An 11,963-nucleotide genomic window follows, 5' to 3' on the forward strand; every position below is an offset into this window, starting at 1 on the left:
GCCGATGCCTGTTTATGAAAAGGACATTAGCCAACAGCGCGCCATTATAAGCGCAATCTGCAATGCAAGATATGTCTAAATGTTAACCTGTACAAATCAGGCCCCTGCCACACCACCAGATCGAGTAATTCCCCCTTCTCTCAAAGTACTTCTACCAATGCAGGAAGCGTCATCGGCTTAGCCGTTATCGACAGATAGCATTCCTTTTAATAAAACAAAAAAAACCTAACAACGACACTATTTTCAACATGTATAAAAGTTAACGGAACTTTAAAAAAAGAAAAAGTCGCCTTTTATTAATGAAATAGGATGCACCATCGGCATTCCCGACGCGTCCTGATTATTCCAGAAAAAGTCGCCTGATTACTATGGCCGCACCTTCCAAGGCACAGCCCGACCAGCCGGTCGTAATATTATTATTTACAATGGGATTCTCTCAACAATGAAAAAAGCCGCTCTTTTACTCGCTCTACCACTCCTCTCCTCGATCGCAGGTAATGCACTTGCCGCTGACAAGTCTGGTTTCTATGCGGGCGCAGGTATTGGCCATGGCAAGATGACCCTCAAAACCGACGGCGGCGACCTGGATTCGAATAATACCCGCGTTAACATCCATGGCGGCTACCGCTTCAACAACTATATCGGCACAGAGATTGCCTACGAAGACATTGGCGAATTTCATCAATCAAATGGTAGCTACACAGCGCAACTTCTTAGCCGAAACCTTTCGGCCGCCGCCGTTGGTTATCTGCCGCTGAGCAACCGCTTTGAACTTTACGGCAAGGCCGGCCTTGCGCTGGTACAGAATACGACAAAAGGCGAGTATAAAGGCGAGCCTGACTATCGAGACACTAGCGAGGACGTCGCTGTATTCGCAGCCCTCGGCAGCAACTTCGCGCTGACTCAGCAAGTCGATCTCTTTGCCGAGGCACGTTTCATGTATGCCGAACCTGAAGATCAGCTAAAAGCCTACGACACTTCGATGACCGTCGGCGCACGCTACCGCTTCTAATTATACGCACCTCCCCTCGGTCGCGTTAGAGGCCGTCGATGGCAGGTCTGCCATCGACACCTCCCTTGCATTATCGCAGCTTGGCAAAGTATTGCGCTGACTGCTCTATCACTCGCTGTTTGACCGCCTTCACCTCCAGTTCACTCTGCCAGATTAGGTCGATCGCCAACCTAGGCTGCAACGCCAAGAACTCCGGCTGCAATACTGCAAAGCCCCCTTTTTCGACTAGTGCCTCGGCATCTTGTGACGCCAAAATACTCCAGTTATCCGTTTGCGTTAACACCTCCTGCAACACCTCTAAGCTCTCCACGAACGACCAGTTCGGTGATTTCAATCCTCGCGCCATAAACGATTTAGAGTAGCCGGCGCCCAAGAACAGCTGTGGATAACAACTCAACTGCGCAGAGGAGCATGATTGACCATTCAGCGGGTGATGCTCTGCCACCACATAGTGTTGCGAGAAATAACCGACCTGCTTAAAACTTAACCCCTCATAGGCATCGGTGGTCTTAGATAAAACAAAAGCGACATCGGCCGTATCGCCTACCGCCAATTTGACCTGCTCGCCAAAGCAGCGGTGTAAGTTAACCCGGGTGTGAGGGAATGCCTGCTTCAACGCCAGCGCGAGGCCGGACAATGCAGAAACAGGAATGTGCCCGTCATAGGCGATGGTAAACTCTGACTCCTCTTTCGCCAGCACAGAACTGGCTAACTGACTGAGGCGTTGAAGATGCATGACCGCGATCTTTGACTGAACCAGGATCGCCTGTGCATTCTCCGTCAGTGCAATATCGCGGCGGCTGCGGTCGAGCAACGCAAAGCCAAGATCCAGCTCGAGATTGGCAATACTCTCGCTCACCGTCGCCCGCGATTTTTTCAGCTGACGCGCCGCCTCGGCAATACTGCCGAATTCCGCCACTTTAACAAAGGAAAGCAATTGTTCTGTCGATAGGGGCATAGTCTCACTCTTGAAAACGGATACGGGGCGCAGGGATAGCTAGCAAATACAAGGCGCATTTGGCGCGCACCTTACGTGAAAAACTAGCGAATCACCATCTTCTCAATCAATGAATAAATCGTGTTACTCGCCTTCGGGCAAAGTTTCTCGAGATTCAACGCAGCATGTATTGAGTTTTCAACAATATCGATTCTGACCGGGCGGTTTTTCGTCTTTAATTTCTCTGCCCACTGCCGCGACTCATCCACCAGCGGGCAATGATCGGCCGCCACAATCGACACCGGCGGTAAGTGTGGGCCGACATCCATATACAGCGGCGAACAAGCTCGCCGGTCCTCGCCGTTTTGCAGGTATTGATCGAAGTACCAGCGGACCCGATCGCGGGTGAGCATATAACCCTCCCCGTAAGTCTCTATTGCCGGCGTAGAGAGAGTGTAGTCCAGGCTCGGATAGATCAAGCCGAGGCCACTAATCTGATGCTCTTGCCAACTGCTCTCGATCGCCAGTGTCGCCGCCAGCGCACCGCCGGCAGAGTCGCCCACCAGATAGAGCTCCTCGGTACTCGCTACACCGATCTTCGCCAGCGCCTGATGCACCCCCTGTAGGGCACATCGCGCATCATTCAAGCCCTGTGGATAAGCATGTTCAGGCGCCAGCGCATAGTCTACAGCCACCACACGGCAATCAGTCAAGCGAGCGATCTTGCGTAGAATACCCTTATAATCGCCGACACTGCCTGCGACGTGGCCACCGCCATGGAGAAATAGCATGATAGGCTTGGCTTCGCCGATATTCTCACCGGCGGCAAATAATTGGCAGGACACACCATCGATCGACAGTGGCTGCTCCAGCGGCAGTGGCGACTGCTTCGGACCAAAGGCATAGGTAAGTCCTGTCAACGCCACCCGCGCGTCGGAGGGGGTGACAGTAAAACCCGCCTTTATGCGCAATTCTGTCGCACGCTGTATTTCACGCAGCCATTGCGTCAGCTGATCTGGTAAACCTAACATCAACGTCACCTCTTCCTGAGAAAATTAGAGATTAATCGCAGTGTAGCTCGAAGTCTAGATCGCCCTGCGCGTTAATGCGTCGACTGACCAAACCACTGTTGCAGGCGCTGGCTCGCTCGCGACTTCACCGTGTCATCAATACACAGCGCTACCGCAGTGATCGCCGCAGCGATCAGACCCATGTCATCGGTATAGCCCAGTAGCGGCGTGAGATCGGGGATCGCATCGAGGGGAGCGATAAGATAGGCCAGTGCGCCGTAAATAATACTCTTCTGCTTCAGCGTACACTGCTCAGAATCGAGGGCGTAATAAAGCCACAACACCTTTTCCATCGACTCATAACCTATCGTTTTAGCGTAGGCCTTACACTTGGCCCAAAAACCTTGTTCTGAAAAATCGTCTATCTGCATCGTGTTGCTCGCTTTCGTCTGCCCATGCGCAAAGGGCGTGTTGCTGCGCTCCCTGCTACTATACCAGCAGCTGTGACTTCGGCTATACCAGCACCTTCGTCTATACCAGCACCTTCGTCTATACCAGCACCTTCGCCTATACCAGCACCTTCGATTTTGCCAAAATCAAATCAGCCATAATCGAGATCGCAATTTCCACCGGCGTCTTGCTGCCGATATCGAGCCCGATCGGCGCATGCAGGGTATCCAAGGTAGCATCATCCAGCTGACAGATACGCTGCAGCCGCGCGCGCCGGTTGCGCGTCGTCGCCTGAGAACCGAGTGCCCCCAAATAAAAGTTAGGGCAATTAAACGCCGCCATCAAGCCAACATCATCAACACGGGGATCATGGGCCAGCGCCAATACAGCGCTTCTCGCCGTCGTGTGGCGTTCAACAAATTGCGCCGGGTCGGCCCACTCAACATCGATACCGCCCTCACTCGCGTTAAAGTTCCAGCTCTCCGCCATCTCCTCACGGTTATCACACAGCCGCACTCGGTAACCGGCCATCAACGCCAACCGTGCCACGTGTTCACTGACCGCACTAATACCCAATATCACGATGGACCACACCTGGGCATAGCGCAGCGTCACCATCGCCGTCGTCAACACCACCTCACTGACCGGTGCACTGGCCAATGTAATCAACGTAGCGCCACCATGGCCCAGGCCGACACTGCGTTCGAAAGGTTGGAAGCTCTCCGCCAACTGCAGCCAAAGCATCGCGTGCTGACGGTTGATCGACGTCGCCTGCAGCCGCTCCACTAACAACTGAATACTGCCGCCACAGGGTAGTTCGGAGGGACGGCCACTGCGATTAAGCTGGCTGTTATAGTCAAAGAGCTGTGCTGAGTCAGCAAATTCGCCGGCGATTAACTTCTCGAAGAATGCCTGCTCCAGGCACCCCCCTGATATCGAGCCCACACGCTGACTGCCGTTGGTCGCAAACAGCGAGCCCACCGGCCGTGGTGCAGAGCCATAGGTCGAGACGACACTACAGAGCCAGACATCTTCGCCGGCCTGTAGCCAGCGGTTGAGTTGTTGTAATACCGTCAGATCAGTGAGCTGCATTATCGTTATATTTCTCCGTCACCCCACCTTGGTCACTTCTTCAGCCATCACTGCGGCCACCCTTGCACCCAGGTTTGGTCTCTATCGTTAAGCAAAATATGCCAACTGCTAAGCCAGCAGCCAAACTGCTATCGTGAGCATGACATAAAACAGCCCCGCTTAAACTATACCGTTGACGAGGAAGGCCTTTCAATACTGTATAGGGGGGATTATCACTGCCGTTAGATCATCACCTCGTTGACAGGGGAGGCAGCAAGCGACAAGCCTCGCTAGGCGGGTTATTCTGCGCACCGACAAAAAAGGGCGATATCTTGCGATATCGCCCTGTTCAGTACTGCTTCAGACGGGGTTAGTACTATTTTGTCGGGAAAGCCAGGTTATGCATATTAGACTTAATGCCCTTGGCTTTGGCGACGGGCTGCTTACAGTGCCAGGCGTAACGTCCGCACTGGCTAGTCGCTGTATGGATGGCACCGTTTGCAGTCTTGTTCGGAATTAATTTCATCTTGTGCTCCCAGGCTCGTCGCTCTCTCATTGGTTGAACTGTCTTTATACTGTCCTGTCCACTCAGCGGTGGACTTGCTATTTAAGTTACCGAGTTCACGGCAATAGCTCCAATTCGATTTACCTATAGTTGCATAAGCCAAACTTATGTTTAGTCGAGTCAGTGACTTAACAGTATTATAGGGCCTAGCTTGTCGGCTTTTTTAACAGCAACTCAACACAATAGCAGTAAATACCCGCACTGCCAGACTTACCCACCTCCTCGTTGAATCGCCAAGCTATAGACACAAAAAAGGCGATACCGCTAGGTATCGCCTCTCTTCGTACTCCCCTCAATAACGCTGTTAAGCATTACTTGGTTGGCAGCACCATATTGTTCATGTTGGACTTGATGCCCTTAGCCTTGGCGACGGGTTGCTTACAGTGCCAGGCGTAACGTCCACACTGACTAGTTGCTGTATTGATGCCGTTAGCAGTCTTATTAGGAATTAGCTTCATCGTGTACTCCCAAGCGCTCGTCGCTTACATAGTTGATGACTGGTCGAACACGCTTAATGCTGTCCTTACTCACCCATCGGTTGGCTTGGTATTTAAGTTACTCCTCTCCCTTTCATTCGGCTAATTCGATTTACTGATAGTTGCATAACTCAAATTAATGTACGACTTGAAGGTGACTCTAATCGGTTAGCGCCCCTTATCAACTGGCCGTTCTAATCGACTAGTAATGTCCCCTGAAGCCGCCGCCAGAACTCTGCTCTTCATCCTGCGCTTCGCTAGGCTCTTCAGTCACTTTTGGCTTTGTTATTGGCTTTGGCGCTGACGGGGTAAAGTTCACCGCCAATATTGACTCGATTTCCGCCAAATATTCCCGGCTCTGTTCGTCCTCTGTCTTCTGTTTCACTTCTGCTAATGCCGCCGCTAAGTTTTCATCACTCAGCTTCAAACTTATGCCCAACTCACGCTTGACTCGGCCGCGCAGCTGTTGCAATAACTTCAGCACGCCGGGCTTGAACGCCCAATCTTCTATCAGTTCCATTTTGCTACCTCAGCTTTAGTAGAGCCCAGCAGCATAATCTATCGTGTTAGACAGCACAATTACTAGCGCCTAATGTCAGTAAGTGGCAGCGTCGACATCGATCGTATTAGACAGCGCTATTACGAGCGCCTAATGTCAGCCAGTGGCAACGAGTTTGCCAGCCGACTGGCCCAACAATCAGCGTCGACACCCAGCGCATTACTGCCCAGGGTCAGCTCCGTGATGGCGCCGTGCATCGCCGCGCCCATCACTAACTGCGCCACCGCTTCACAGTCAACGCTGGCGGCGATCTCATCAGCGCACTGGCGCTGGCGCAGTTTCGCCAACAGCGGCCGGTAACCACTATAAAGCTCACTACCGCTCTTGGTCGCCTTCTGCTGGGTCAATAAAGGCAGAGCCACCAGGGGCAGAATCACCATAAAGTAGCCCCTCGCAGCGACTAACACCTGTTCCATCCACGGCACCGGCGGCAGCGCCAGGGGGTTTTCTAGCGTCTGCTGGAATGCCGCAAACTGCGGCAATTCCTCTTCGATCAACAACCGTACTAGACCGGCCTTGTCACCAAAGTTATTAAACACGCTCGCCTCAGTGACACCGGCGGCGGCAGCCACTGCCTTCGTAGTCATCGCCGTAGCGCCACCCTGTAAAAACAGCTGTTTTGCCGCCACTAAGATTTTATCCCTGACTCTCGGTCGCGCCATACAGCCCTCGTGATCACTCATTTTGTGCCGCAATCAGTGCGGCAGCATCCGCTTATTTTATCTAACGCATAATAGAAACGTTAGCTTTTATCCCATATCGCCACCAAACCTTTAAAGGTGCCAATATAGGCGGTGCCATCGGGCCCGAGTGTCAACGGTGCCCAATTATTATCGAAATTGGAACTGCTACCGGTGAGGATTTTCAGCTGAGTCTTACCGGTCTCGACGTCGAGGGCAGTCAAATACCAGGCATTCTCACCGTTTTGCTGCGGAATGAAACTATAGAAATACGCTAAGCCATTGCCGGCAGCGACCTTCGGCACGACTGAGGGCGAGTGCTCTTGCGAGGTCCACACCAGATCGCAGCCACTGTCGTCGGCGCGAATATCAACTCGACTAATCCCCCCGCCTGCCGTTGACCAGTCACTCTGCTCGAAGGCACTGCTATAGCCCGCATTGTTTTCCAAAATAATGGTTCTATTAAAACCGATCATCGAGTTATCGGTCACCGAGTGCTCATTATCAAACAACGGCACCGAGCAGATCTTTCGCTCGCCCTGATAATCCTGCTGACGATGATAGACCACCAGATTCATCCGCCCATCGGCGTTGTCGGTAATGGTGACATACTCCTCGCCGAGCAGCGTCGGTGTAGTGCCGCTGCCTTGATTGATGGTACCGACCTTGCGACGAGTACCCCGATCATAGGTCTCGCGCCAGCCAACCTTCGGCTCGCCGTTAGCCGCACTATAGAAGCGATACATGGCGTGATCGGAGACCACGTAAACACCATCGGCGGCTACCGAGAAGCCGTTTTGAATTTCCTCACCGGCCAACTGCATGCCACGTACCTCGCCACTATCGGGGTCCAGCGTGCCAATGCGACCACGCCGCGTCACCCACCAAATATAGCCCTCGTGATCAGGCATCACCGCGGTAATCGGATCACACTCGCCCTCCGGCGACCAGTTGGTGAGACTGGTACAGTCGTGGGGCACGTCGTCGCTAAGATCCCAGGAATCTTCCAGTGTGAACGACCAACGGCCCTGCTCATCCTGCTGGTGAGAGATGCGGCGAATGGTCTGATCACTCGCCGCCATTACCACCCTATCCTGCTCATCCAGATAGAAATACGCACCCGAACTGTCTTGCATGATCTTGCTCTTATCCGCGTGCAAGAAGGCATCGTAAGTCGAGGGGCGTATCGGTAGGTTGTATTCCGCCAGCAGATTCAAGCTGCGCGGCTCTAATAGGTGGATATTAAAACCGGTCAGCGCGGCACAGAGTGCAACAATGCGCCCCTCGCTATCGAAGGTGACGGTGGCACACTGGCCGCCCGGCATCACCGTCCCCACCCGCGAGCGTCGCTGCACATCCACCCCCAACGGCCCGCCGCCAGGGTGCACGTCGGAGCTGTAGCCATCGCCGTGCATCGCGTTCACACCCTGCGCCGACATATAAGGGTGAGGCGGTACGCTGAAGTCGATGGGTTTGGCCGTCGCCGGCTGCCCCAACAACAGTGGCGCCGCCGTCTCTGCGCTTTCTATCGGCGTCGGTTCGATAGGCTCGCTGCATGCCGCCAATAGGAGCGTGGCCAACAGGGTACCGCCGTGCAAGATCTTCATTGCCGTCATCTCATCATTATTATAGTGTCACTATAATAACAAGCTAAACCCCTGCGCAGTCAAGGGTAAGCAGAGAATTTAATAACAGCCGTGTGAATACAGCGACAAGGCTACCTCGCCACAGAACTAGTCGTTCAACTGCAGCCCTAACACTTCCAGCATATGGCTGGCCTCGTAACGGTCGAACCGTGCCTGCGTTAAGGTGTTGTTACGCAGGTCGATCGTCAAAGACGTCGCCCCCGAGAAGTCAGCCTCCGTCAGATTGCTGTTGGCAAATAGGCTGCCGGAGAAGTCGCTGCCCTTGAAGTCGCCACCCGCAAGGCTGGCCTGCTGGAAATCGACTTCCCTGAGCCGGCATTGCTGAAGTGTCAGGCCGGACAGCTCAAGGCCGTAAAACGACGCGTTATCCAAGGCGCAGCTAATGCAGCTGATATCGCTGCCTGAGCCCAGCGGCGATTGCTCCAGCTTGGTCCAATCGATACCGACCATCTTGCAGTTGGTAAACGTCACATCACTGAGCCGACTGTAACTGAGATCCAATAAACTGAGGTTGCAATTATCGAAACGACAATCACGAAACAGACAGCGGCGTAGCAGCGCATCACTAAAATCACAGGAGCGGAATTCGCAATCCTCAAATTCCAACTCGTTGAGCTCTTCATAACTCAACGACAGCTCGCTGAACTGACAACCAACATACTCTCGCCGGTCACTGCTTAATTGTTTCATCGACACCGCACTCCCTCCCTAACGTCTGCTGGCCTAGATAAGACGTCCTCATAGACCGTGATGCCGCCATTAGACACATTAAACTCGCCGATAACAATCATCTATTGTGATGCTTAACTATAACGGTTAGATCGCAGCACTCGATCAGCCGGCGCTCAGATCAAGCATCCGCGGCAGCGGCAGGTCTAACGGTGACAGCAGCCCCGGTGCGGCTGCGCAGACAAAGGGAATGGCGTTGATAGCCTTCGTCCCGGTCGACCAGGTACCGAGACTGTCGTGTTCAAACACCACCTCATGGGTAAGTCGGCTGCCGGGGTTGCCACGCACATCTACTTCGATCCACCCCTGCTTCGGCCGCCCCTCGAGAAACTCTGCACGCACATACTCCTCACCGAGCAGAAAACGTAACTCTATCGTCGCCACGGCGACATTATCGCGCACGGTTTCTGCCTTTACTAACAGCCCTGCCATCGTGCCAGGCTCGACCACAATCTTGTCGCGATAGGCCTGCGTCGCACCCTCGAATTCACAGACCAAACGACTGCCGTCGTGGGCTATATTGAGTTTTTCACAGAGCAGATCGGTAATCTGTAACAGGTTTTCGAAAATAGAATAAGCCGGGTGATTGCCGTTCAATAAATTTTCTTCGGTCTGGCCAAAGCCGAATACCTCGAGAAAAATAGGGCTGAGCGAAGCCTGAGGCTCACAGGTTTTTATGTATACCGAGTCGACTTGCGTACAGATCGAGGAGCCGAGCAGTGCCAGCTCGTAACTTAGGCCTGGATTTAACCCCGTACCATAGAGCGAACTATTGCCCTGTTCACAGGCCTTGACGATATCAGGATAACAGGGCAGCTTTTTCGGGTTCCAACCCGCCATAATGCTGATCACATTCTTGCCGCTGGCCAAAATAGCAATAATCTCGTCGTAACGCTCATGGGGCGGATTATACAACACACAGTCGGCCTCCAGCGCCAAGACTTCCTCCATCTTGCTGCTGGCATAAATACCCTGCGGCTCAATACCGGCAATCTCTCCGATATCGCGGCCATGCTTTTCTTCGTGGAAGACAAAAGCCCCCACTAACTCCATCGAGGTGCAGGCACTGAGCACACGAATTTGATGCCTGGCAATATCGCCGGTGAACCACTGAATAACTTTTATTTTTTCCATGACGCCGTCCCTGTCGTTGTTCTTGAACTGGTATTGAGCTGTTATTGAACTGTTGTAGAGTTGTGATGCGCTATTACCACCTTGACACGCTAAGTCATCCCCCTGAGAAGAGGAAGACCCGGAGGGAGTAGATATGTTGAAACAAGTAGCAACGACGCTAGCGCTTAAGACTCATCGATGAGGCCGCCATATAATTTTCCAGTGACGTCGTGTCACTCATCTGCAAGCCCAGCTTGGTGCGTCGCCACAGTATATCTTGCGCCGTCACCGCCCACTCCTGCTGCATCAAATAGTCGACCTCTCGGCGGTACAGACCGGCGCCGAAGTGCTCGCCGAGATCATCGAGACAGCGGCTGGCCTGCAACAACTCGACGACACGAGTACCGTAGGCCGAGAGGTAGCGTTGCAATAAGTCATCGGGCAGAAACGGATAGCGCCCAGCAAACTCGCGCTGTAACTCAGCAACATCGGTAAAATCGCCGCCCGGCAACACTGTCGACGCCGTCCACGCCCCCGTCATCGAAGGCAGATAGGCCGCCAAGCTATCGACTACCGCCTCCGACAGTTTTCGATAGGTGGTAATCTTGCCGCCAAATACTGAGACTAAGGCCGCCTGCCCCGGCTCGCCATCAAGTTCAAAACTGTAATCCCGACTCAACTCTGCAGCCGCCACCTGCCCCTGGGTAGCGAACAGCGGCCGCACGCCGGCATAGTGACTGACAATCTCTTCGCGGCGAAGCCGACGCTTGAAGTAGCGCGCCACCGACTGAATCAGATAGTCGATCTCCACCTCGGCGATACAGGCTGCCGCAGGATCCCCCTGGTAGTCTTCATCCGTAGTGCCGATCAACGAGTAATGCTGCTGATAGGGAATGACGAAGACGATACGGCCATCGGTATTCTGCAACAGATAGGCCTTGTCACTGGCGTTTAACCGCGGCACCACAATATGACTGCCCTTAACCAGACGCATTTGCTTTGGGCACGGCCGCTGTAACACCTCATCATAAGTCTGCTGCAGCCAGGGCCCGGCTGCGTTAACTAACACCTTACAAGTGATCTGTTGTAGCTCATCTTGCCCTCGGTGCTGCAACCAAAGACGCCAGTGACCGTCACCCCGCTGCGCCTGCACACAGCGACAGTAGTTGTGGATATCGCCGCCATTACCCCGTGTCGCCAACGCATTCAGCAGCACCAGCCGCGCATCATCGACCTTGGCATCGGCGTATTCGAAGCCATGCTGCAGCGAGTCAATCAAGCCCTCAGGCTCGGCCAACAACACCGATTTAGAGGCCGGCAGACTCACTCGTCGACTGAGGTGGTCGTAAAGAAATAAGCCTAGGCGTATTAACCAGCGGGGGCGCAGATGGGGGTGGTGAGGCAGGCGAAACAGCAGCGGCGTAATGATGTGAGGCGCCTTTTTCAACAACACCTCGCGCTCGGCCAGCGCCTCACGCACCAAGCGAAACTGGTACTGCTCAAGATAGCGCAGGCCGCCGTGAATCAGCTTACTGCTCTGTGAAGAGGTGCCCGAGGCCAGGTCGTGCATCTCACACAAACCGACGCTCAGCCCTCGACCACTGGCGTCACAGGCAATACCCACACCGTTGATGCCGCCGCCGATCACAAATAGGTCATAGTCAATTGGCTCACTCATCCATCGCTCCACGACAGTGTCTGATCGCGCCGCTGCA

General features: G+C 53.7%; 13 protein-coding genes. 1 reads left to right on the forward strand and 12 read right to left on the reverse strand.

Features of this window, described 5'->3' with window-relative positions; genetic code table 11:
- The first annotated feature begins 442 nt into the window (after positions 1-442).
- Entirely contained in the window at positions 443-1,012 is a 570-nt protein-coding gene (locus EDC56_RS10580) for an outer membrane beta-barrel protein (protein ID WP_123712475.1), read from the forward strand.
- Between the two features lie 70 nt (positions 1,013-1,082).
- On the opposite strand, the gene EDC56_RS10585 is transcribed toward EDC56_RS10580, so the two are convergent.
- The 12 genes from EDC56_RS10585 to glpD all read right to left on the reverse strand — a co-directional run bounded on the left by EDC56_RS10585 (position 1,083) and on the right by glpD (position 11,926).
- On the reverse strand, positions 1,083-1,970 hold the full coding sequence (locus EDC56_RS10585; RefSeq protein ID WP_123712476.1) for a LysR family transcriptional regulator: 888 nt from the start codon (positions 1,968-1,970) through the stop codon (positions 1,083-1,085).
- 83 nt (positions 1,971-2,053) lie between these two features.
- Complete coding sequence (locus EDC56_RS10590) at positions 2,054-2,980, reverse strand: alpha/beta hydrolase fold domain-containing protein (protein ID WP_123712477.1); 927 nt, start codon at positions 2,978-2,980, stop codon at positions 2,054-2,056.
- A gap of 71 nt (positions 2,981-3,051) precedes the next feature.
- Positions 3,052-3,390, reverse strand: coding sequence for a YkvA family protein (locus tag EDC56_RS10595; RefSeq protein ID WP_123712478.1), 339 nt, complete (start codon positions 3,388-3,390; stop codon positions 3,052-3,054).
- Between the two features lie 136 nt (positions 3,391-3,526).
- The gene (locus EDC56_RS10600; RefSeq protein ID WP_123712479.1) at positions 3,527-4,501 is read right to left on the reverse strand and encodes an XdhC family protein; all 975 of its coding nucleotides are present in this window, start codon (positions 4,499-4,501) and stop codon (positions 3,527-3,529) included.
- A gap of 355 nt (positions 4,502-4,856) precedes the next feature.
- A complete protein-coding gene (locus tag EDC56_RS19600; RefSeq protein ID WP_162844150.1) occupies positions 4,857-5,006 on the reverse strand; it encodes a hypothetical protein in 150 nt (49 codons plus the stop codon).
- Between the two features lie 350 nt (positions 5,007-5,356).
- Positions 5,357-5,503, reverse strand: coding sequence for a hypothetical protein (locus tag EDC56_RS19605; protein ID WP_162844151.1), 147 nt, complete (start codon positions 5,501-5,503; stop codon positions 5,357-5,359).
- Positions 5,504-5,723: 220 nt separating this feature from the next.
- On the reverse strand, positions 5,724-6,041 hold the full coding sequence (locus tag EDC56_RS10610) for a hypothetical protein (protein ID WP_123712481.1): 318 nt from the start codon (positions 6,039-6,041) through the stop codon (positions 5,724-5,726).
- Between the two features lie 119 nt (positions 6,042-6,160).
- Entirely contained in the window at positions 6,161-6,742 is a 582-nt protein-coding gene (locus tag EDC56_RS10615; protein ID WP_162844152.1) for a TetR/AcrR family transcriptional regulator, read from the reverse strand.
- Positions 6,743-6,822: 80 nt separating this feature from the next.
- Positions 6,823-8,367, reverse strand: coding sequence for an SMP-30/gluconolactonase/LRE family protein (locus EDC56_RS10620; RefSeq protein WP_123712891.1), 1,545 nt, complete (start codon positions 8,365-8,367; stop codon positions 6,823-6,825).
- Positions 8,368-8,493: 126 nt separating this feature from the next.
- Entirely contained in the window at positions 8,494-9,096 is a 603-nt protein-coding gene (locus tag EDC56_RS10625; protein WP_123712483.1) for a pentapeptide repeat-containing protein, read from the reverse strand.
- A 144-nt stretch (positions 9,097-9,240) separates the two neighbouring features.
- The gene (locus EDC56_RS10630; RefSeq protein WP_123712484.1) at positions 9,241-10,269 is read right to left on the reverse strand and encodes a hypothetical protein; all 1,029 of its coding nucleotides are present in this window, start codon (positions 10,267-10,269) and stop codon (positions 9,241-9,243) included.
- Positions 10,270-10,426: 157 nt separating this feature from the next.
- The gene (glpD, locus tag EDC56_RS10635) at positions 10,427-11,926 is read right to left on the reverse strand and encodes a glycerol-3-phosphate dehydrogenase (RefSeq protein ID WP_123712485.1); all 1,500 of its coding nucleotides are present in this window, start codon (positions 11,924-11,926) and stop codon (positions 10,427-10,429) included.
- Positions 11,927-11,963 lie beyond the last annotated feature (37 nt).

It is taken from the genome of Sinobacterium caligoides, from assembly GCF_003752585.1.
Taxonomy (GTDB): Bacteria; Pseudomonadota; Gammaproteobacteria; order Pseudomonadales; family Sinobacteriaceae; genus Sinobacterium; species Sinobacterium caligoides.